Origin of the sequence: Actinopolymorpha sp. B11F2, from assembly GCF_040195635.1 — a bacterium.
Taxonomy (GTDB): Bacteria; Actinomycetota; Actinomycetes; order Propionibacteriales; family Actinopolymorphaceae; genus Thermasporomyces.
In genome coordinates, this window is sequence record NZ_JBEFTX010000006.1 from 1 (window position 1) to 21459 (window position 21459).

Below are 21459 nucleotides of genomic sequence, written 5' to 3' on the forward strand. Positions count from 1 at the left end.
CAAAACCCCGAGGCCAGCTGCGCCGAAGCCGGCAACGTGGTGATCACCGTCATCGCAGGACCATTGAACTACGTCGGCGTCAACCCCAAGATCAAATGCAAGGTCCCCCAGCCATCGTCCTAAACCTGCATGTAACCCATCGGGCAGGCATCTCATCGGCGACGGCACGTTGTGCGTCGGCCAAGGCGGCCGACGGCGCGGTTGGTCGACGCGGTTGAGGCACAGCGGTGATCGGCTCGGACAAAAGGTCAACAGCGGCGTGGTTGATGGCAATGTCGCGACCATGGGCGCGGCAGACACCGATCGACGACTGAACCCGTCGGGTTTGCGCGCCGGGAACCACTGGGAGGGAGGGAACGCCGCCATGGCCGGACTTCGACCGACCTACGATGTGCAGGGCGACGTTGACCGGCTGGTCGATCTCCTCTGCATGCTGCCCGTCCCGAGGATGGACGAACCGGTCATCGCCTCGTACTGGACTGGCATCGCCGCGACGCAGATGCAGGTGAGGAGTCCGGGAGATCAGCGTTCGAAGGACGAGATCGCCAACGATGACGCGGCCTATCTCACCAACAGGCTCGGGCGGGCGATGTTGAGCGTGACGCGTTACGCGTTACCGCAATGAGCAAGAAGCCAACCGCCCGCCCACGCCAGACCGGCCACAGGCGGCGAAGGAGCTGGCCGAGTTCGTCCTCGCGGAGGCAGCCAAGGAGCTGGCCGAGCTCGTCCTGTTGTTCTTCGCCGGCCAACGCCCCGACCTGTGGCATGCCATGTGGGCCAACATCAGGCCCAGCAACCAGACGTCGCCGAATGCCATCGGCCGGCTGTGGAGTGAAGAGGCATGTGCCACAGCGTGGCAGATCTACTCGGCGTGCGACAGCGCCGAACACCGCGACAAGGTGCTGGACACCCTCTACGACCTCAAGCCGTAGCCAGGCACCGGACCGAGAGCCACCTACCCGCAACCACATACAGACTGGTTGCAATCTCGGTCCGGTCGCGTGTCGACATAGACCGCTGTCCAGACGGCAGCGGCGCGGCCCGGTGGTGACCTATGACCGGTGCGTCAACGCCGGCAGTCAACAATGTGCGTGCGGCGTCTACGGATGGTCACAGCCTGCCCGGGACCTACGCCCCTACGGCCGGGAGCCACCGGGGAGCGCCCAGTGCTGGTCGTCGCGGAACAGGCTGCCCAGACCGGGGAGAAGATCGGGGTGAGGCCGTTGCCGCTGGCGCCCATGATGCCGATGTTGTATCCGTCGCGGGTGGTGACGTGCTCCATGTGGTGGTCGTGGCCCGACAGGAGCAAGTCCACACCAGGTTGCAGCATCCGGGCGCGGTCGGGGTTGTTGCCGGCCTTGCCGGAGGAGTACGCGGGCTGGTGGGCTCCTGACACCGTCCATGCAGCGGTGCTGGCCCGGACGCTGGCCTGGTAGGCGTCGAAGATCGGTGGCATCGTCGTGCCGCTGCTGGTATTGCAGGTGGCGTTGGGGTTGAGGAAATCCAACAGCCCATTGCCGAAACCGGCTTCGGCAAGCCCCGCTCGTAGCTGTTGTCACCCGTGGTCAGGATGACATCCGGATGCCACGAGTGAACCAGATCGGCGACGGCCTCCTCATCGGCGCAACGGCCCACACCACAGCCGCCGTAGTCGCCGATCACAGCCACCTCAAGCCGCTCGGCGACCGGCTGCCCCGGATCACGATCCGGCGTGATGCGGGGCAGACCGACGGCGGCAAACACAGATGCTGCGGTTTGCGTGCTCAAGCCGGCACCGGTCAACAAAGCAGCGCCAGCAATGAAGCGACGCCGGGTCAGGTGGTCTCTCACAGGTTCTCCGGATCGATTCAGGTGCACCATCGTCGCGGACGCATCCGCTTCGGCGCATGTCCAAGGTCAGTCCACCAAGACAGTGGCCTCTAGCCACCACCGCGGAGCTGCCGCGATGCAGCCCGCAGGTGAACGGATGGCCGGGGACGGACCACGACAGTGGGGTCGGTGCATCTTCAGCGGGGCAAGGTGGGCGCCAAGTAGTTTGGATCGGCGCCGTCCGCGTGTTATTCGCTAGCGGCGGATAACAGGTGCTGTCTCGTGATGGGCCGACGGCCCGCCGGGATGCCGGCGGGCCGTCGTGGGTGGTGGCGAGGTTAGCCGTCGGTGTCGGTCGGTGGGAGGTAGGCGCCGGGCACCTGGTTCGGTGGGTAGATCTTGGTCTCACCCGGGTAGGGCCTGGCCCAGTCGTGTGCTTCGTACCAGGAGAAGTGGTCCAACTGGACGGGGTTGGCGAAGTCGGCTTTGGCGAGGGGGCCGGTGAGTCGTTGCTTGGACTTCCATTCCTCCCACTTCGCGGCGATCTCCTGCTTGTCGGTCGGCACTTCCCCTGTTGGCGCGGCTGCGGCGTTGGGGTTTTGCGGCGCGGGGTTGTCTAGGCCACAGGGTGGCGGGGTGGCCAGACCGAGGGTGAGCGGCGTGCGGTTGGGTACGGCGTTGAACGGCGTGTAGTCGGGCTTGTCGGTGAACGCTGCCCGCATCGGACTGGCGGCGCTGTCCTTCTGGTTCATCGGGTGGATCCCGAGGATCTGTTCGATGGTGCGGATCATGGTGATCTGCGTGTAGTAGTGGCTGTCGACGATCCCGCGCTTGGCCCAGGGGCTGATGATCTGAACCGGGCCACGATGGCCGTCGACGTGGTCGAGACCGGCCTGGGTGTCGTCCTCGACCACGAAGATCGCGGATTCCTTCCAGTACGGGCTGTGCGAGATCTTGTCGATGATCTTGCCGGTCGCCAGATCGTTGTCGGCGACTTGCGCGGCCCCGTTCGGGGGGCCTCCGGTGTGGTCGCTGGACAGCCAGAACATGTTCAGGTTCGCCGGCCCGTTCTTGTCGAAGTCACGCTTCCAGATCTCGTACCGGTAGATGTCTGGGACGTTGACGTCGTATTTGGGGAAGCCGGGCACCGACACCTCGTTGAGGGACGGGATCGGCGAGGTCGACTTCATCGGGTAGGCGGTGTCTTGCCCGGTCGCGGCCATGTTCTTGGTGTCGCAGTACAGGTTGTGCCAGGTCGCACCGGCGGGCTTGGTCAGGAACTGGTGGAACTCGCCGAAGTCGCGCACAGTCTTGCCCGCCGCCTGCGCACCGGTCCAGATGAACCCGGTCCGCTGGTGGCCGAGAGCGTCGTCCTCGGTGTCGTAGCTGCGGATGAACTCACCGGCCGAGGACTCGGTGTATTCGGGGTTATCGGCCTGCATCAGCCAGTTGTGGCCGTCGGAGGACTGCGTGCCGGTAGCGTAGACGTTGTCGTACAACCCGAACTGCCGTGCCAACGCGTGCTGGTTCGGCGTCACGTTCTCGCCGTACTGGGCCAGCGACGGGTCACCGTTGCCCTCCGGCATGTCACCGAGCACCTGGTCGTAGGTGCGGTTCTCCTTGACGATCAGGAAGACGTGCTTGATGGTCGAGGGGTCACCGATCCGCTGTGGGACCGGCACCGGTGCGACATCGCCCTTGCCCGCGCTGAACGCGACTGAGTTGGCAATCCAGCCGTTCTGCTTGAAGACCTTGGGCGTGTAGCCCTTGATCGCTTGGTCGTTCGGCAGGGTGAACCGCTGCAGGCTCGACGTCGTGTCGTGCGTGCTGTGCCCCACACTCCTGGGCCGGCGGGCATCGATACCGCGGGTGGTGGAGACCAACACCTGGTCGCCGACGGTGGTGATCTCGGCAGGGTAGTAGTCGGTGGGGAGCAGGCCGACGTAACTAACCGGCTCCAGCGGGGTGGTGTACCGGTAGACGGCGACAGCGTTGGCGCGGCCGAGCGTCACCAGCAGGTGACCGTCGTCGGTGAGCGTCACCGCGTTGGGCGCATACCCCACCGATGCCTCCGGCCACGGCTGGGTGGCGATGGTCTGGACGACCTTGTCGCTGGACGTGTCGATGACCGACACGTCGTTGCTGTTGGTGTTGGTGACGAACAACGCCCCGTCCTTGGCGTACAGGGCAGTCGGGTGCAGGCCGACGTCGATGGTCGCGGGGTCCGCGGTCGGGTTGGCCAGGTCGATGACGCTGAGGGTGCCGGTGGTGGTGGCACCGGTCACGTGACTTGCCGGCACCTGGGTGTGGTACGAGTTGAGCGTGGTGTCGCCAGGCTTCGCGGGGCGCCCGCCCTCGTTGCTGACGTAGAGCTTGCCCCCGACCAGGACCATGTCACGTGGAGCGTTGCCCACAGCCCAGCTCTGTTGGATGGTCCCGGTCGCGGTGTCGATGGCGACCACGCGGTTCTGGCCGTTCACGGCCGAGAACACGGTGGAGCCGTCCGGGGAGAACACCGGCTCGGCGACCAGCGCGCGCTTGGGCCCGTCGGCGGGGATGGGGATGAATGTCGGGTTGGCGAGACTGCCGTCCGGGTTCACGGTGAACTTGCGGTAGCCGTCGGGCTGGCCCAGCCAGAGCTGCGAGCCGTCGGGTGAGTACGTGGGGCCCTCCTGGCCCACATTGTTGTTGTTGATTCGCAGGTCCGCAGCGGCGTTGTTGCCGACGAGCTGTTGCACTTTCCAGTTCTTCAGGTCCACGATGGCCAGCGCCATCCCGCCGTCGGTGACCGAGGCCGCGAGGTGGGTGCCGTCCGGGCTGACCGCAGACGACATGATCTTGCCGTTGTTGACGACCAGGCGGTCGCCGATCGGGTCGATGTACTGGTCACTGGACACGACCAGGCCGTTGTCGGTGGTCTGGCCGACCTGATCGGTGCCGAAGAACTCGGTCGAGGCGGCAGCGATGCCGCCGCCGGCAAGAGCAAGCGCTGCTGTGCCGGCCGCCAGAATGCGGATCCGGCGCCTGATACGTCGACCGAGGAGCCCGACACGGGACTCCCCCACGGACTGGCGCTGGCGTACGACCTGCATGAATTACCCCTCCCTGGTGCTGGCGAGCAGATCGACGTTGCCGTCGAACTGCCACAGCGGGTTAGGTGCGTCGCCGGTCGGGGTGCGCACCTGGAAGTAGCCGTTCACCTGCTTGGGTCCGTCGCCGTCGGCGACGTACCGCCCGTCGGGGGTGACGTCGAGCTGATAGATGGCGGTACCCGCGGCGTCCACGTCGGGAAGCCGCCAGGTGACGAAGCACCGCCAGTCGTTGCCCGGCCCCTCGTCGAAGACTCGGCTGCCACCCTTGTCACACGACGCGCTCGCCCTCAGCTGAGCCTCAGTGACGTCGGGCCGGCCGAGCTGCTGAGACTGCAGCCGGTAGAGGTGGGCGTACGCCGTGGCCAACGAGTCCTGCAGCTTGGCCCGCTCGATCCCCGACCCTCCGGCCGGCGTCACAGCGGCGACCACCACGGCCGTGAGGACGACCAGACCAACCAGTGGGACCACTCCGGCCACCAGGACTCGGCGGCCCGATCCGTCGTAGGTCACGTCGGTGAAGTCCCGGCGCAGGAACAACCAGTACGCCAACGCGGTAGCCGTCACCGCCCACACCAGGCTGACCGCGAGGCCGATGAGCACCGGGCCCGTCTGTGCCGGGCTGGTGAACAACCCGCGCCAGGCAAGGAATGCGTGACTCGGCAGGGCCACCCGCACCGCCACCGGCAGTGGGAGCAGCTGCGCCACCTGCAGCACAAAGGCAAGAAGCGCGGGCATCAGCAGCCCCATCGGCGAGCGTCCCAGCGCGACGGAGCCGAGCAGCCCCACCGCGGCGAACGCCAGCGTCGGCGCCAGCACACACGCCCAGGCGAGCAGAGCTGTGGCGGCCGCGTCCGCCGGTGCCAGGAGATGGCCATCCAGTCCGACGAGTGGTCGGTTGCCGACCACGGCCATGCCACCAGCGATGCTCGACACGGCAAGCCCGGCCACCAGCAGCAGAAGCACGGTGACGCTTGCCAGGGCCTTCGTCACGAAGATCCGCCTCGGCGAGCGGACCGCTACCAGAAGGTGCCGCCAGGTACCGAGCCGGTCCTCCACCGCAAAGGCGTCGCCGGCAACCAACGCCGTCAGCAGCGGGAGCGCCCACAGGCACGAGAAGCCCAGCACCACCAGCGATCCCGCCCAGCCGGTCGCATGCATCAAACGACCGAAGACCGTGTCGGCGGGCAGCGAACTCTGCAGGCTCACTGCGGCCACAAACAACGCGGGGGCGATCCAGCACGCCCCGAGCAGGACGCGGATCCGCCACTGAGAGACCAGCTTGACCAGCTCGAACCGGTAGCCGTGCAGCACCGGTGCCGGCCCGGCAGCGGCTCGGGGAGGCGCGACAGTCGCCGTCATCACACGACCTCCGCGGTCTGCTCGGGCACCGTCTCGGTACCGGTCAAGGCCAAAAGCGCCGCCTCCAACGGCGGCACCACAGGCCCCAGTTCACGTACCGCAACCCCGGCCTGCACCAACCGAACCACCAACTCGTCGAGAGCCGGCACCGGACCGCGGACGACAAGTGCCTCAGCATCGGGCCGCTGACCACGGTCGACCAACACGCAGAGACTGGGCGTCTCTGACGCCACCCTCAACGCGGCCTCCGCGTCGGAGGTGACCACCCGGTAGTCCAGCTCGCCGCCCTCGGCGGCGAGCTTGCTCACCGGACCGGAGAACACGACCCGCCCGACGGCGAGAATCGTGACCTCCGAACACAGCACCGCCAGCTCGTCCATGTGGTGACTGGACAGCACCACCGCAGTCCCGACCGCGGCCAGCTCCGTGAGCACCCGGTGCACGTGATGCTTGCCGGCAGGGTCCAAACCGTTGGCCGGCTCGTCGAGCACGAGCAGCTGCGGCTTGGTGAGCAGCGCCGCAGCTAGCCCCAGCCGCTGCCGCATCCCCAACGAAAAACCCCGAACCCGGTCATCAGCAACGTCGGTGAGGCCCACCTGCTCCAACGCCCCATCCACGCCACCCGTGCGCCCAGCGTCTAACCCGCGCAACAACGCCAGAGCCGACAGGTTCTGCCGCGCCGTCAGCGACGGATACAACCCCGGCCCATCCACGAAACCCGCAACACCGTCGGGAACAGCAAGCGTCCGCCCCACCGGCGCACCAAGAATCTCCAACCGACCCCTGTCTGCAACCGCAAGCCCCAACAGCAAACCGAGCAGCGTCGTCTTACCGGCACCGTTCGGGCCGACCAGACCATGGACCTGCCCACTCGCGACATCCAGGTCGACACCGTCGAGTGCGACCACCTCACCGAAAGACTTCGTGACCCCCCGTGCCCGAACCGCAGGGGCCATGACCATGTCGGTCCCCTCCAAGTTGTAAGCAGCAAGGAGGAAGCTTAGAGATCTTGGATTGCCTCGACAGAACCAGCAAACGAACGCCCGGCAAACGTCACCCAACCGACGCGACCACCTGGCCACACACGGTCAACACAATCAGTCGAAACGCCTTGTCATGCGGGAGATTCATCGGCCTCGGCACGTGCCGCAGTGTCGACCCGCGGGCCAATGTGCCACGACGGCACCGACTACAGCGCCTTACCGGCCTTGACATCGATGTTCGGACCGACCATGACGATCGACCACGTAGCCAGCACGAACGCTTCCGCGGCAATGGCAGCAACGCTTCAGCCTCGGCCACGACGAACACCGCGTCGGCTCCGCCCCGTCCAGCGGACGGAACCAGTCCTGCCCAGCGACCTTCCGGCACCACATCAGGAGTTCGTTCAGGGCCCGTCAACGCCGCCGTCCCGCTGCAGGCCAACGGTCTCGACGCGACGTTCGGCCCGCAGGCGGTGTTCCAGAAGCTGGCTCCGTCGGCCGACGTCGGCAACCCGCCTCCGGAAACCAGTTCTTCGGTGAGGTAGCCACCGACGGCTACGACCGGGACGATGACCGTCCGGCTGCACGACGTCGACGGGCCCGCCCTCCACCCGGTCGAGCTCGAGCCGTAGCGCTCTTAACTCTCGTACGCGGTACCGGGCTCGGCCTTGTAGGTCATCCAGACGCATCCCCGGACCGGCCGGTTCGAACTGGCCGGTCCGGCGGGCTAGTTGTGTGCGGCGATGCCGTGGACGTCGTTCCGGCGAAGACCCGCGCTCTACTGTTGTGCGGCGAACCGGTCGTCGATGTAGACGAGTGCGTCACCGACTTCCCGCTCCTGGCTACCGCTGGGCTGGTTGACCAGCGCGCCGTCCACTGCCATGGCGGTGGAGCCGCCGCCGTCGAGGTTGACTGCGTCATGCATGCCGAGCGCGTCGGCTACCGCCGCCGTCTCGTCCATCGTGGTCCCGACGCTGGTAGTGCGTCGGCCGTCGATCGTGGCGAGGACGATCTTGTGGTCCGACGTCGTCCCGGCGATCGTCCGGGGGTTCCGGGCGAAGAAGCTGCCCGAACCGTCCGGCACCACGATCTGACCGTCCGCCGTCAGCCGGTAGCGGCCGTTCACCCCGAACAGGCCCGGTCGAAGGGCCACCTCGTCGCCGTCCTGGTCGGTCAAAGTCACGGACCTGGTGAGGCAGCCGCGTTCGGTCAGATCCAACAGCGCCACCGCGTCGTGCCCGGTCGCCTGAAGGGACGTCTGGTCGGCCGCGAGTGCCGTCCCCCGCGTGGCCGAGGTCCTCACCACGCAGCCACGGCGGTCGAGGATGACCTCGACGCCATGTCCCGGCGGCGTGGAGTCACCGAACTCCGGGTGGAAGAGAACGACGTCCCCGGGCTGGTCGCAGGTGGTCTGGTCGACGAGTGTGGTGCAGGCGGTCGGCACCACTGGCGGGTGGTTGAGGAACTCCAGCGGCAGTGTGGCCCCAGTCTGGCGGTTCCGCACACTGCCGGACCAGGTCAGTGGACCCATGAGGACCCGACCGCTGATGGCGTCCACGACCAGGTCGACCTCGTCTGCCGCGCCGGTGGGTTCACTGAGCAACGTCCCGTCGAACAGGCCCAGCCCCACGGGGTCACCAGGGAACTGCGGGTTCGATGTGAAGGTGAAGAAGGAAGCGTTGACACCGGCCAGGGCACCAGCGAATCGGACCAGCTCAGTGGTCCTCTCCACCGGGGCGAGGTCCGGACCGTAGGTGGCCGCGACGTGTCCTTCCGCCCTACTGGGATCGATGGTGAGAACCTTCACCACCCACGGGCCACGGGTAGTGGTATTGATCTGGTCGACCGGCGCCGGATGGTTACCGCGGACGATGCGGGTCAACGTGACGCCCTCGGTCAACGTCCGGCCGGAACGCGTCTCGACCAGGTCGGCGTCACCCAACGGGAGCTGGTCGACATCGGCGCCGGCCGCACCGACGGGGACCAGACCCAATGTCACTGCTGTCATGATGCCTACCACGACAGCCGGGGAACGACGTAACAGACGGGAAAGCTGCGGCGTGAAAGTCATGCCCGCCAACCCTGCAGGCCATGGGGAACGACCTATCACGAACGAGCTGACGTCTCGATGAAGCATTGATGACGCACTCGCACAAGGCGTTCATGGCGGAGCCGTTCGTCCAGCCCAGCCGTGAGGAGGCGACGCGCGAAACGATCAGGAAAGGTTGAAACGCCTCCGAGACGGTGACGACTGCTAATCCCTCTCGACAGACGTGTAAAGGTTGCCGTCCCACGACTCGAAGACCACTGCGTTTACACTGATCGCCGGACCTCCGCGTTCGCGGAGGTGAGGTGGAAATCAACCAGCTATGGGACAGCCTTGAGCCTGGGCAGAACCCACGCCACGTCGACCTGGCCGCGACGATGTCGGCGATCCTCGGGATCGACCCGCCCGCACAGTCCGAGGGACGGGTGCTGCGGGAATCGCTGTTGCTCTGATCCGCGTCGAGGTGCGGATCGGGGACACCGAGTGGGGGACTTCGCTGTTCCCGAAGAACGGGCGCTACCTCATGCCAGCCCGCGCGGAACGCCGATAGTCAGCGGGCATCGGCAGGCGGCCATGCTGGGCAGGGCCGGTGTGCTGTGCTGGAGCGGGGTTGCACCCGAACCGCGGTACGGCCTGCCGTACCGGGGGTTCACCCCTGGTTTACCGACGCGTTGGGGGGCCGACGGTTGGCTGACGGCCTCGGTCATTTGAATAGAAGAGTTGCCCTGAAACAACACCGGAGGTTCTCGTGGTCTCATCTGTTTCGCGTCGCGGCATGCTGCGCGCCGGGGCGCTTGGTGGTCTCGGCATCGTGGTCGCGGGAAGCATCGACGCCATCGCCGCCCCCGAGGCGATGGCGCTGACCCGCCGCGCCGCTGGCTACGGCGCGCTTGTGCCTGACCCGGCGGGCGTCCTGTCGCTGCCACACGGTTTCTCGTACAAGGTGGTCGCCAAGGCCGGCGAGACTCTGCTGGACAGCGGTGAGCCGTCGCCGAGCGACCCCGACGGTGCCGCGGTGTTCGAAGGCCGCGAGGGTTGGGTCATGGTGCAGAACCACGAGATCGGCGGCAGCGAGACCTACGGCGTGCCCGCGCTCGAGGGCCTCGCCTTCGATCCCGGCGCACGCGGCGGCACAACGACGATCGTCATGGACAAGCAGGGCAACCGCATCTCGGAGTACGTCAGCATCGCCGGCACGCACAACAACTGCGCCGGCGGCCGCACCCCATGGAGCACCTGGCTCACCTGCGAGGAGACCGAGCAGCGCAAGGGCGGTGTGTTCCAGCAGGACCACGGCTGGACCTTCGAGGTTGACGCGTTCGACCGCGCTGCCAACCTGGACCCGGTGCCGCTGAAGTTCCTCGGCCGCTACGCTCACGAGGCCGTCGCCGTCGACCCCAAGGGGACGATCTACCTCACCGAGGACGCCAACGGCCCGCACGGCCTCTACTACCGCTGGACCCCTCCGGCCGGCTTCAAGCCCGGCAAGGGCGCACTCCGCGCGCTCGCCCTGTCCGAGGGCGGCGACACCGCAGGCAGCCTGCAGGCAATGCTGTGCACCAAGGGCACCCGCAAGATCGCAAACCTGTCCGAGGCCACCCGGGTCGGCACCACCTACAACGTCACCTGGGTCGACGTGCCAGACCCGCTCGCCACGACCACCTCGGTCCGTCAGCAATTCGCACCCGGCGAGGTGACCGGCAGCCGCAAGCTCGAGGGCGCCTATTGGGGCGACGGCGGCGCCTACTTCGTCGCCAGCTTCGCCCGCGCCAGCGACGGCAGCACAAACGAACACGACGGCCAGGTGTGGTTCTACAACCCGGGAAACCAGACAGTCACCCTCAAGTCCATCTTCGGCGTCAATCCCGACCCAGATGCCGACACCCACTACGACGGCCCGGACAACATCGCGCTCGACCCCAACGGTGGGCTGATCCTGGCCGAGGACGGCGAGGGCATCCAGCACCTCGTCGGCGTCACGACCGCCGGGATAGCGTTCCCACTGGCCCGCAACGACGTCAGCGACAGCGAGTTCGCCGGCCCGGTCTTCACCGAGGACGGCGAGGTACTATTCGCCTGCATCCAAGGTGACGGCTACACCTTCGCGATCACCGGCCCCTGGAAGTGACCATCGACCCGCCTTGATCAACCCGCAAAACCTCCTCTTCGCTTCCGTGGGCGTAAGAGCGGCCAGGTCCTCACCAAGAGGAACGGTCAATCGATCTCAACCACGGGTACTAGCATCGCTAGCCGTCGCTCGGGATCCGTGGCGCTAGCCATCTGTCGGGCCTGCTGCGGCCGAGCTTGTCGATCTCCCCCTGCCGCTCGGCCGACTCAGCCGGGCTCGGCTTCTTCCAGTGGCTGTCGTCGGTCCTGCTTCGGACATTAACGCTGGCTCGGCAGTGCGCCGAGGCGGGGCATGGCGGTCGAGCTGCGTGCCACCAGGTCGGGGTCGGCGACCAGATGCCGAACGGGAGCTCGTGGGTCAGAGGTCGCGAGTTCGAGGAGCAGCATCGCTGCGGCCTGACCTACCCAGTCCTTTGGCGGCGAAACCGCTGTCAGTGGCGGGTCCGCCATCTCGGCGATGGCGTTGTCATAGGCGATGACAGACAAGTCCTCCGGGATGCGCCAACCCCGTCGCCTCGCGTGGTGCACCAGGGCCAGTGCGGTCTGGTCGCTGTGTACGAGCGTCGCCGTCACCTGGGCGGACTGAAGTTCCTCGAGAACGGTGGGGGCGTCCGCACCATTGTGCAGCCACGCGTTCGGTATCGAACTCTACTGCTCGATTATCAAGACGAATCTGGCCTGAGTTGCCCCATGTTCTTGACAGTGTGCGAATCCGTGACGACGGTGTGGTCACTCAACCATTGATGGTGCAGCTCGGACAGGTCAAGGTGGCTTGGCAGGTTGAGGACTGGTACGTCCGCTGCAACGAGAGCGTCCGGTGCCGGAACGTATCGCTCGCTCCAACCTGTCGCCGGTGCTCAACACACGCGACGCCGCGAGATACGAACGTCACGCCCCGGTCCGACGGCGGCTTCCATCGTCCCCCGCAGCCCGAATGTGATCAGGAGAGCCAGATGACGAGAACCAGTCTGACGTCAATGCTGCTGGCGCTTGGTGTTCTCGCTGCGACCCTGACGGGTACCGCCTCGACTGTGTCTGCCTCCAGTGCGACAGCACCCGCATCGCTCGCCACGGTCGAGGGTCAGGTGGCACCTTCGACGACGTTCGTCCATCCGGGCGTTCTCGTCAGCACCGGTCAGCTGGCGTTCGTGCGGGCGCGGATCGCGGAAGGTGCCGAGCCGTGGACGACCGCGTACGAAGCGCTGCGGACAAGCGACCTCGCTTCCCTCGCATGGGAGCCGAGGCCCTGGGCGATCGTGGAGTGCGGCTCAAACTCCAACCCCAATCACGGTTGCACCGACGAACGCAACGACGCCCTGGCCGCGTACACGCACGCGCTGTTGTGGAACCTGACCGGTGAGGAAGTCCACGCACTGAAGGCAGTGGAGATCCTCGACGCGTGGTCGGCGACGTTGATCGGGCACACGAACAGCAACGCGCCGCTGCAGGCGGGCTGGTCGGGTGCGTCGTTCGCGCGGGCAGGCGAGCTGATGAAGCATACCTACGACGGTTGGACTGCGAGCCGGGTTCAGCGGTTCGAGGCGATGCTCCGTGACGTGCATCTGCCACAGGTACTGATCGATCGGCGCCCGAACCACAACGGCAACTGGGAACTCATCATGATGGACGCCGCGGTGGGCATCTCTGTCTTCCTCAACGACCGCGATGCCTTCGACGCCGCGATCGACATCTGGAAGCGGCGGGTTCCCGCCTACTTCTATCTCAAATCCGACGGCCCGCTGCCACAGCCACCTCCGGACGGCACAAAGGACACTCCTGAAGAGCTGATTGCGTACTGGCATGGGCAGACGACCTTCGTCGACGGGCTGTCGCAGGAGACATGCCGCAACTTCGGCTACGTCGGTTGGGGCATCGACGCGACCTCCCACGTCGCTGAGACCGCTCGGTTGCAGGGCCTCGACCTCTACGGCGAGGTCGGCGAGCGGGTCACCAAGGCACTCGAGTTCCACGCGAAGTACGACCTGGGTGAGGAGCCGCCGGATTGGCTGTGCGGCGGCACCAAGCAACGCACGCTCGGCCCGACGCTGGAGGTGGCGTTCAACCATTACCACAACCGCGTCGGCGCCGACCTGAAGCGGACCGAGCGCCTGCTCCTGACGTCGGGCATCCGGCCGACCGGCGCCAACTACTTCCTGGCCTGGGAAACCCTCACCCACGCCGACAACCCCTGATCCCTTCAGAGTAAGGAGCCACCGATGCAGCGCAGGACCTTCCTGCGGGCGGCCGTCGGCGCCGGCGGCGCCGCGGCACTGGCCCAGCTTGGTACGGGGAACACGGCCGCCGCGGCGGTCGACCAGAGTTCGGTCACTCCGGCGGGCCCCACTGGCGGAGTCGTAGGCGTCGCCACCGGCGACGCACGGCGTACCATCCGGGTCCGCTCACTGGGGGCCCTGCAGACTGCGATCGATGACGCTCGCCCGGGCGACCGGATCGAGCTCGTCAATGGGCGCTACACGACGGAGGCCCCGCTGGGGATCGTCGGCAAGGCAGGAGAGCTCGGCGCACCGATCACCGTTGCCGCGCAGGAGGTGGGTCGAGCAGAGATCACCGGGCCGTCCGGCTTCGCCGTCGACAACTCGTCGTACGTCGTGTTGGAAGGGTTCCGGCTCACCCACGCCTCGACGTTGCGGGCGCCGTCGAACTCCCACCACATCCGGTTCAGCCGCAACCACATTGAGCTGCCCGCAGACGCCGGCAACCACTGGCTGAACATCGACGGGAACGACTGCGAGGTCGACTACAACACGTTCACCAATCGATTCAATCTCGGTGTCTGGGTGTCGATCTCCGGTCCGAGCGACGGTATCGCCCAACGCACGTGGATCCACCACAACTACTTCCTCAACCACCAGTTCGACGGCTCGAACGGGGGTGAGCCGATCCGGCTCGGTCTCAGCCACAAGCAGAGCTATTCGGCGTTCGCCGTCGTGGAGTTCAACCTCTTCGAGAAGGCCGACGGTGATCCTGAGGCGGTGTCGGTGAAGTCCCGCGACAACGTGATCCAGTACAACACGATCGTCGACAGCGACGGGTCGATTGTGCTGAGACATGGCCACCGCAACCGGGTCGAGGGCAACCTCATGCTCGGCGGCCGCTCCGGCATCCGCTTCTACGGCAAGGACCACGTCATCGTCAACAACCTCGTCGCGCACAGCACCGGCAGCGGTCTCGTCATCGGCAGCGGCAACATCGAGGAGGACACCGACAGCACCGGGAACGAACAGGTAGACCGGGTACTCATGGCCTTCAACACGCTCGTGGGCAACGCCGTCAGCATCACCGGCGAGTCGCAGCGGCCGCTGGGGCCACGGGACTCCGTCGTCGCCAACAACATCGTCGTCGGAAGCGGCCCTCAGCTGGTCACGATGCCGCAGGGCGACGAGGGCTTCCTGTGGGAGGGGAATATCCTCCACGGTGCACCGCCCGGCGACATCCCGGGGACCGGCGGCCTGGAGGTCGACCCCCGACTTGTCGAGGACAGACACGGCATCTTCCGGATCGGTCCCGACAGCCCCGCGGTAAACGCAGCCGTCGGCTCGTATCCCACCGTGACCCTCGACCTCGACCTGCGCGCCCGCAGCGGAATCAAGGACGTCGGCGCCGACGAGTACACGACCACGCCCGGGCCGCTGCGGCGGCCGTTGACCAGCGCCGACGTCGGTCCGTACGCGGCGCCACATCAGGGAGCGACTTCATGAGAGGGGTCGCGATGCTCCTGGCCGGAGCGGCCCTCACCAGCCTGCTGGCGGCCGCGCCGTCAGCCCACGCGCAGGAGTCCACCTGGATGGTCACACCGCCGGACACGCCGGCAGGGGCAGCCAAGACAGGACCAGTGGCGGTCCTCCGACACGACGCGGAGACCGGCACGGTGACGCTGGCCCTCACCCGCGGCGGCCGAGACGTCCTCGCGCCGAGCCCCGTCGGCATCGTCACCGAGCAGTCCGACCTGTCGACCGGACTGCGATTCCTCTGGCGTACCGACCGGGTGGTGGAGGAGCGATACACAACCACGGTCGGCAAGCGCGTGGAGCGGGTAGCAGTGATGACGGAGGCCCGCCTCACGTTCGCGGGGAGTTGACGACAGCCGGCTCGACATCATCGTCCGGGTCGCGCCGGATGGCGTGGCGTAGCGGTATGCCCTGCACGGGGACTACGGTGCGGTGCTCGGCGAGTCCTCTGCCTACACTCTCGCGCGACCGGACGCCTCGGCCTGGCTGGCTCGGCACCGCCGGGACTACGAGAACCCGTTCATCGAATACCCCGCGGTTACCGCCCCGGCGGCGGACTTCCAGGTACCGGCGCTGTTCGAGGTGGACGGCACCTACCTCCTGGTGGCCGAGTCGGCATTGGACGGCACGTACTCGGGTCCGCGATTGCTCCACGACGAGGGCACCTCGACCTACCGCGTCGACGTGACGTTCTGGGATCCACGCATCGCCGACGCCTCGACGACGCCGTGGCGCGTCATGGTCGTGGGTGACCTCGCCACGGTGACGGAGTCGACACTGGTCGACGACCTCGCGCCCCGGTCCAGGCTGGCCGACACCTCGTGGATCCGGCCCGGCCAGGCCATGTGGACCTGGCTCGCCGGCGGCCGGTCGGCGCAGCAGAGCCTCGGACGTCAGCAGGGCTTCGTCGACTACGCGAGCGCCCGCGGTTGGCCGTACGTCGTGGTCGACGCCGGATGGTATGACGACCCGATGACCGGCGAGCGGGCGTGGACGGACCAGACACCGGAGTGGAGCTGGATGCCCGATCTCGTGTCATACGCCCACGCACGGGGGTCGACATCATGGTCTGGCTGCGATTCTCCGACTTCGACACCGACGCCGAGCGGGAGGAGCGGTTCTCGATCCTGCACGAGTGGGGAGTGAAGGGCGTCAAGCTCGACTTCATGGACTCCGAGTCGCAGGAACGGCTGCGGTGGTATGACGAGACGCTGGCCGACCTTGCGAAGTACCGCCTGCTGGTGAACTTCCACGGCTCGACCATTCCCAAGGGATGGCACCGCACATGGCCGCACCTGATGACGATGGAAGGCGTCCACGGCGCGGAGAAGTCCAGCAACCTCACGACCAGCCACCTCACCGCCCTGCCGTTCACCAGGAACACGGTCGGCTCCATGGACTACACGCCCATGGCCTTTCAGCGGGACAGCCGACCGACCTCGGATGCGCACGAGCTGGCCCTGTCAGTGCTGTTCGAGTCCGGCGTCCAGAACCTCGCCGGCTCACCGGAGGCGTACGACGCCCGCCCGGACGCGGTGCGCTTCCTCGAGGAGGTGCCGACCGTGTGGAACGACACCCGCCTGCTGTCGGGCCGCCCCGGCGACCATGTCGTGATGGCGCGGCGCAGCGGTGCCCGGTGGTTTCTCGGTGCCGGTGTGTCGGGTCCGGGCCGGACGCTGGCAGTACCTCTGGACCTCCCGCCCGGCCGCTGGCACGTCGATGTCATCCGGGACGGCGAAGCAGGCCTAGTGCGGGAGCAGCAGGTCGTAGATGCCGGCTCGACCTTCACCGTGGACGTGGCGGCAGACGGCGGATTCGCCGCGGTTGTGTGCTTGACGGGGGAAACCACCTGCTATTGATGCGCACGTCGGCGAAAGCGCTTCGCCATGACGGCGTGATCTCGCCACCTGACGTCCGGTCGGCCGAACTCCAAGCCGTCCTCGTCGAGCGCGTTGTAGATCGCCAATTGGCCGCTGGTCAGCGTCAAGCCGACGCCCACGGCCCCGTTGGCGAGATCGCACCGGACCATTCGAGCAGGCCACCGCCTGGAACACCTGTCCGTGCAACGCAACCAGCTCCCCCACAGCGTCGTTGCGCCAGACAAGCTGGAAACCGCCTCTGCAGGCGATGTCACCGGCTGTCCAGGGTCGGCCGTGTTCCACGTGATCGACAGGTCAGCGACCCTCATGTAATTGATCTCGACCTGTTCGCCTTCGAAGGCTTCGATGGTGATGTCGTCGGCGCAACACATCCTGGACGCTTGTGTGCCACCTGACCCCAACTCGGCGAGCGAACTCGGCGGACGCAACATCACCGTCAACGCGATCTCACCCGGCCCGACCGACACCGACATGATGCAGGACCAGTATCGGGACACCATCGCGATGATGTCGCCGTTCCACCGCATCGCAAACCCCGCCGACGTCGCCGACGTCGCAGTGTTCCTGGCCAGTGACGCCGCACGGTGGATCACCGGGCAGAACATCGGCGCCGGAGCCGGAGCGTTATAGGGCGCCCAGATCGGCTGGTCGGACTGCGCCGATGTCGGGACGGCACACACGCAGGCTCACAGCCTGCCTGCGGACAATCGCGTGCCGATCGAGTTGGAAGATCGTTCGATTCGGACTGAGTCGAATCGTGTGGACGCGGTCCTCGCACAATCTCATGCTGTGCGCGTTGAGCCGACGGCAAACGACAAATCCGGGCGCGGCGATCCGGGATAGATGCACTCGGGCTGACAAGCCAAGCGCCCTTCCCGCCCTCTGTGTCTCTCACCGAGGAGACCCAACCATGACCTGGAAGCCCGACCGCTCCCAGGACGCCACCCCATTGACAGCGCCCACCAACTCCCTCGACGCCCTCCGCAAGTCGCCGCCACGAACGTCCTCGACCAAGACCTGCTCACACCACGGCGCTGACAAGGCGATTTACCTAGTCCAGGTCGCAGACGCGCCAGAGCCCAGGCCGGGGACACGCCGTCCATGTGTTCCCGCGGATTCCTGCTCCCCGCGTCCGTGAGCGGCCACCTCGAAAGCAGCAAGCCACCGGTTCGTCAAGATCTGAAACGTTATCTACTGGCCGAGGCACGCCCACGGGCGGTCGCTGGACGACGTCGACGTTCGCCGTTCGGACGACCTCGCCATACCGCCTCGCAGCAAAGGGATCGAGCCGCTCCGACCGTCCTTGATCGAATGTTTCCGATTCGCCAGACAGATTGGATCAGGGCGGGTGATCATGTCTGTGCTGGTCCCGATGCGCTGGGCACACGGGGGAACCCGTGCATTCGGTGTTGCTGACATTCCCTACCCGCTGACCAATCGACGGGTACGGAAGGCTCGCGGCAGGCTGTCCGAATCGCGTCCAACTGCAGTCATGGCCAGAGTCGTCAGCACACCAGGACAGGGGCGCGTTCATGGCACGTTACCCAGGCGCGGACTGGGATCCCATTCCCGAGAGCGTCAAGCAACCCAGGATGAAGCCGTGGGGCGTAGTCCTGCACACGGCGGTTTCGGACTCCCGCAACATCAAGGGCGTCTGGCTGCGGTCATCGGTGGAGAGCCACTTCTATGTAGCGGAGGACGGCAACGTCCTGCAGTACGTCGACACTGAGCGAGTCGCGCACTGTCAGCTCGACGGAAACTACTTCGGCGGTGGCAAGGGCCACCTCAGCGTGGAGACGTGGGACGGTGCCGGCAAGGTCTGGGACGGCCGCAACGTCCAACGGGTCCCGCGCTGGAACGCAGCCCAGGTGACCGCTCTCGCGAAACTGCTCGTCTGGCTCAACCGGACACACGGCATCCCGCTCGGGAGGCTGCGGAGCATCTTCGGTCGTGGCATCGGTTGGCATGCGCAGTACACCGGCCGGCACTACCCGCGGTTCAACGAGAACCACGCATGCCCGGCGCCCGCCCGGATCGCGCAAGTGCCCGAGGTCATCGCCGCCGCCGTACGCGAGGCCAAGAAGCCAACGCCGACTCCCTTGCCACGGCCGACCCCGGCTCCGCCGCCCCGGCCCCGGGTGGTCAGCCTGTCGGCGCTCGTCCGGGCGGCAAAGAGCGACCCGAAGCGCAAGCAGGGCGGCACCACCGCGGGAGCAGCCGACGACGTCCGACTGCTGGAGCAGGCACTCAAGGCCGAGGGCCTACTGGCAAGTGGGTACGCCGGCGACGGTTCGTACGGGACCCGCACAGTCGAGGCGTACGCCAAGTGGCAGCGTCGCTGCGGGTTCACCGGCGACGACGCCGACGGCGTTCCCGGAATTTCGAGCCTGACCAGGTTGGGCAACAAGCATTCTTTCAAGGTGGGACCCTGATGAACAACGAACCGCTTCTCATCCGCGGTGCCATTGCCGGACTGGCCACGGTGGCTGGCGGCCTGCTGCTGGCGTTCGACGCAACGCCGGCGGGCGATATGGCCGGATCGCTGACCACGACGGCGTACGTCGTGCTGCCTCTGCTCGCGTGGACCTGGACCGTCCTCACCGTCCGCGCGAGGGTCACGCCGGTCGAAAAGCCCACTGACTACGCCGGCAACACTCTCGTCCCCGCCGGGCTCCGTTCGGACGTCGGCGACACAGATGCTCCACTCGAGGAGACCAGCTAACGCATTTCCAGGAGGTTCTGCCATGTCCACACGTCGTGAGAGGACGCAGTCGATGGAAGGTTCAGCCTCTGAGTTCGTTCTCCTCAGCTTCGGGGAGAACACGCGGGTCGGCGCGACGGTCCGCGTGGTCGGTGTGATGGAAAGTGAGGATGCCGCAAGGACCGGGCTCGATGCTCTCGATCCGTCGATCCTCGGCCATATCGCCCTGGTCGAAGTCAAGCAGCACTACGAGAGACGGCCCGCGGTACAGAGCGTGCCGAGCAACACCCCTGTGTTCACGAACGACCGCTAGGAGATCCCCATGGACCGCGCTGTCACCGAACTTCAGCAGATTCCATTTTCCCACCTCATCGGATCGCCGTTGAAGGCCGCCGTGGAGGCCCAGGCACTGGCCGCCCAGTCGACCATCGAGTTCATCCACAAGGTGGGATTCCAGCAGCCCGAGGGGGTCGGCGGAGGCAAGGACCTCGTCTTCGACGACGTCACCAAAGACGCCAACGCAGGCAAGCTTCGCTCGGTCACCTTCAGCTACACGAAGAAGGACGAGAACGACGCACTCAAGGACTTCTCGCTGACAGTGCCGTTCCTCGCGATCACCCCGATCCCCTACATCCGCATCGACGAGATGACGATCGACTTCAACGCCAAGCTCACCGATGCGGTACAACGCAACACCGACTCGACGTTCGAGCTGACCAGCACTGTCGGCGGCAGCTACAGCTCGTTCTGGAGCCCGGTGAAGTTCGACGCGCGGGTGAGTGCGACGTACAACAACAAGTCGAGTTCGTCCGAGCACCAGCAGCGTGAGTACTCGATGCAGATCCATGTCCGTGCCGTGCAGGACGAGATGCCGGCCGGGCTGTCCCGGATGCTCGACATGCTGGAGCAGGCGATCCAGGAATCGCCAGCGACCACACCATCCAGCCCGAGCTAGTCAACAGAGGAGGCGAGAAGAGTGGCTCAGCTCGGAGAGGTTCTCAGCGGTCTGCTCACCGACGTCGTACGGGCCAGGATGGCCGCCGACGCCGCGACCGCGCAGGCGGTTGAGGCCTACCGCGCCGATCCTGCTCTCGCTTCGATGTCTGTGCCCCGGGTCACCGTCTCCAACGTCACCGTCAAGCTCAACTTTGCGGTCGCCGGCGTCACCATCCCGACGCGTCAGCCGGTGCCCGCCGAGCAGGCGAGTGAACAATGGAGTTCGGTGATCCGGGCTCGGGTCGGTCCCATGATGCCGCGGTATCCGGGACCTGCGCCCACTCCGGAGCCCTCACCGTTCCCGTCACCGAAGCCGGCACCCTCGGCCCGGGCGCTACCACCTGATGTCGAGCTCCCCGACCGTGTCCCGGTGGAGTTCGACGTCGCACCCGAACTCATCCAGGGCATCGTCGAGGGCAGGATCGAGCCGGTGGTCACAGCCACCGTCGACGGGATCGTGCAGAGGTCACAAGCGCCGATCTCAGCGGAGCTCCGCGAACGGATCTCCTCCACGGTCCGCCGGGAGGCCCTCGTCTACGCCGACATCCTCCGACAGCGCGAGCTCGCCAACCAGGCACTGGACTCGCAGCTCGAGGTGGACATCGTCGCGGACAAGGTGGCGGGTGCAAGTCCCGAAGCACTGCAGTCGCTCGAGGTGACGTTCTCGATCGACGACATCGAGGACATCGTGAGCAGCACGACAGGGTGGCGGTGAG

23 protein-coding genes are annotated in these 21459 nt (G+C 66.7%); 17 read left to right on the top strand and 6 right to left on the bottom strand.

The window, feature by feature from the left end; all coding sequences use genetic code 11:
- Positions 1-364: 364 nt before the first annotated feature.
- Together ABN034_RS12735 and ABN034_RS12740 are read left to right on the top strand one after the other, a co-directional pair.
- Complete coding sequence (locus ABN034_RS12735) at positions 365-625, top strand: hypothetical protein (RefSeq protein ID WP_349691219.1); 261 nt, start codon at positions 365-367, stop codon at positions 623-625.
- A 106-nt stretch (positions 626-731) separates the two neighbouring features.
- Positions 732-932 carry a hypothetical protein gene (locus tag ABN034_RS12740; RefSeq protein ID WP_349691220.1) on the top strand — a complete coding sequence of 67 codons (201 nt, stop codon included), beginning with the start codon at positions 732-734 and terminating at the stop codon, positions 930-932.
- 134 nt (positions 933-1066) lie between these two features.
- On the opposite strand, the gene ABN034_RS12745 is transcribed toward ABN034_RS12740, so the two are convergent.
- Positions 1067-1456, bottom strand: coding sequence for a metallophosphoesterase family protein (locus tag ABN034_RS12745; protein WP_349691221.1), 390 nt, complete (start codon positions 1454-1456; stop codon positions 1067-1069).
- Between the two features lie 134 nt (positions 1457-1590).
- Here ABN034_RS12745 and ABN034_RS12750 point away from each other — a divergent pair, with 134 nt between their 5' ends.
- Positions 1591-1923, top strand: coding sequence for a hypothetical protein (locus tag ABN034_RS12750; RefSeq protein WP_349691222.1), 333 nt, complete (start codon positions 1591-1593; stop codon positions 1921-1923).
- Positions 1924-2147: 224 nt separating this feature from the next.
- Here ABN034_RS12750 and ABN034_RS12755 read toward each other — a convergent pair whose 3' ends face one another.
- The 4 genes from ABN034_RS12755 to ABN034_RS12770 all read right to left on the bottom strand — a co-directional run bounded on the left by ABN034_RS12755 (position 2148) and on the right by ABN034_RS12770 (position 9251).
- Positions 2148-4901, bottom strand: coding sequence for a bifunctional YncE family protein/alkaline phosphatase family protein (locus tag ABN034_RS12755; RefSeq protein WP_349691223.1), 2754 nt, complete (start codon positions 4899-4901; stop codon positions 2148-2150).
- Between the two features lie 3 nt (positions 4902-4904).
- Complete coding sequence (locus ABN034_RS12760) at positions 4905-6260, bottom strand: ABC-2 transporter permease family protein (protein WP_349691224.1); 1356 nt, start codon at positions 6258-6260, stop codon at positions 4905-4907.
- Complete coding sequence (locus tag ABN034_RS12765; RefSeq protein WP_349691225.1) at positions 6260-7216, bottom strand: ABC transporter ATP-binding protein; 957 nt, start codon at positions 7214-7216, stop codon at positions 6260-6262. Before ABN034_RS12765 ends, ABN034_RS12760 begins: the two co-directional genes overlap by 1 nt.
- Before the next feature lie 805 nt (positions 7217-8021).
- On the bottom strand, positions 8022-9251 hold the full coding sequence (locus ABN034_RS12770) for a phosphodiester glycosidase family protein (RefSeq protein ID WP_349691226.1): 1230 nt from the start codon (positions 9249-9251) through the stop codon (positions 8022-8024).
- A 344-nt stretch (positions 9252-9595) separates the two neighbouring features.
- Here ABN034_RS12770 and ABN034_RS12775 point away from each other — a divergent pair, with 344 nt between their 5' ends.
- From ABN034_RS12775 to ABN034_RS12780, 3 genes are all read left to right on the top strand, one after another.
- Complete coding sequence (locus ABN034_RS12775) at positions 9596-9742, top strand: hypothetical protein (protein ID WP_349691227.1); 147 nt, start codon at positions 9596-9598, stop codon at positions 9740-9742.
- Between the two features lie 11 nt (positions 9743-9753).
- On the top strand, positions 9754-9840 hold the full coding sequence (locus tag ABN034_RS34385) for a hypothetical protein (RefSeq protein ID WP_502879042.1): 87 nt from the start codon (positions 9754-9756) through the stop codon (positions 9838-9840).
- A gap of 225 nt (positions 9841-10065) precedes the next feature.
- A complete protein-coding gene (locus ABN034_RS12780; RefSeq protein ID WP_349691228.1) occupies positions 10066-11418 on the top strand; it encodes an alkaline phosphatase PhoX in 1353 nt (450 codons plus the stop codon).
- 257 nt (positions 11419-11675) lie between these two features.
- Here the strand turns inward: ABN034_RS12780 and ABN034_RS12785 are convergent, their stop codons facing one another.
- Positions 11676-12059 carry a substrate-binding domain-containing protein gene (locus tag ABN034_RS12785; RefSeq protein ID WP_349691499.1) on the bottom strand — a complete coding sequence of 128 codons (384 nt, stop codon included), beginning with the start codon at positions 12057-12059 and terminating at the stop codon, positions 11676-11678.
- 311 nt (positions 12060-12370) lie between these two features.
- Between ABN034_RS12785 and ABN034_RS12790 the strand changes: the two genes are divergently transcribed.
- The 11 genes from ABN034_RS12790 to ABN034_RS12840 all read left to right on the top strand — a co-directional run bounded on the left by ABN034_RS12790 (position 12371) and on the right by ABN034_RS12840 (position 21458).
- Positions 12371-13609 carry an alginate lyase family protein gene (locus tag ABN034_RS12790; RefSeq protein WP_349691229.1) on the top strand — a complete coding sequence of 413 codons (1239 nt, stop codon included), beginning with the start codon at positions 12371-12373 and terminating at the stop codon, positions 13607-13609.
- A gap of 24 nt (positions 13610-13633) precedes the next feature.
- Positions 13634-15136 (top strand): polysaccharide lyase 6 family protein, encoded by a 1503-nt coding sequence (locus ABN034_RS12795; RefSeq protein WP_349691230.1) that lies wholly within the window; start codon positions 13634-13636, stop codon positions 15134-15136.
- Positions 15133-15516 carry a hypothetical protein gene (locus ABN034_RS12800; protein WP_349691231.1) on the top strand — a complete coding sequence of 128 codons (384 nt, stop codon included), beginning with the start codon at positions 15133-15135 and terminating at the stop codon, positions 15514-15516. Before ABN034_RS12795 ends, ABN034_RS12800 begins: the two co-directional genes overlap by 4 nt.
- 82 nt (positions 15517-15598) lie before the next feature.
- Positions 15599-16312 carry a glycoside hydrolase family 97 N-terminal domain-containing protein gene (locus tag ABN034_RS12805; RefSeq protein ID WP_502879032.1) on the top strand — a complete coding sequence of 238 codons (714 nt, stop codon included), beginning with the start codon at positions 15599-15601 and terminating at the stop codon, positions 16310-16312.
- A complete protein-coding gene (locus tag ABN034_RS34390) occupies positions 16231-17025 on the top strand; it encodes a glycoside hydrolase family 97 catalytic domain-containing protein (protein WP_502879033.1) in 795 nt (264 codons plus the stop codon). Before ABN034_RS12805 ends, ABN034_RS34390 begins: the two co-directional genes overlap by 82 nt.
- A gap of 372 nt (positions 17026-17397) precedes the next feature.
- Positions 17398-17676 carry an SDR family oxidoreductase gene (locus ABN034_RS12815; protein ID WP_349691232.1) on the top strand — a complete coding sequence of 93 codons (279 nt, stop codon included), beginning with the start codon at positions 17398-17400 and terminating at the stop codon, positions 17674-17676.
- A 902-nt stretch (positions 17677-18578) separates the two neighbouring features.
- A complete protein-coding gene (locus ABN034_RS12820; RefSeq protein WP_349691233.1) occupies positions 18579-19478 on the top strand; it encodes an N-acetylmuramoyl-L-alanine amidase in 900 nt (299 codons plus the stop codon).
- On the top strand, positions 19478-19768 hold the full coding sequence (locus tag ABN034_RS12825) for a hypothetical protein (RefSeq protein WP_349691234.1): 291 nt from the start codon (positions 19478-19480) through the stop codon (positions 19766-19768). Before ABN034_RS12820 ends, ABN034_RS12825 begins: the two co-directional genes overlap by 1 nt.
- A 22-nt stretch (positions 19769-19790) precedes the next feature.
- Complete coding sequence (locus tag ABN034_RS12830; protein WP_349691235.1) at positions 19791-20060, top strand: hypothetical protein; 270 nt, start codon at positions 19791-19793, stop codon at positions 20058-20060.
- A 9-nt stretch (positions 20061-20069) separates the two neighbouring features.
- On the top strand, positions 20070-20702 hold the full coding sequence (locus tag ABN034_RS12835) for a DUF2589 domain-containing protein (RefSeq protein WP_349691236.1): 633 nt from the start codon (positions 20070-20072) through the stop codon (positions 20700-20702).
- Positions 20703-20723: 21 nt separating this feature from the next.
- Positions 20724-21458 carry a hypothetical protein gene (locus ABN034_RS12840; protein ID WP_349691237.1) on the top strand — a complete coding sequence of 245 codons (735 nt, stop codon included), beginning with the start codon at positions 20724-20726 and terminating at the stop codon, positions 21456-21458.
- Position 21459: the final 1 nt, after the last annotated feature.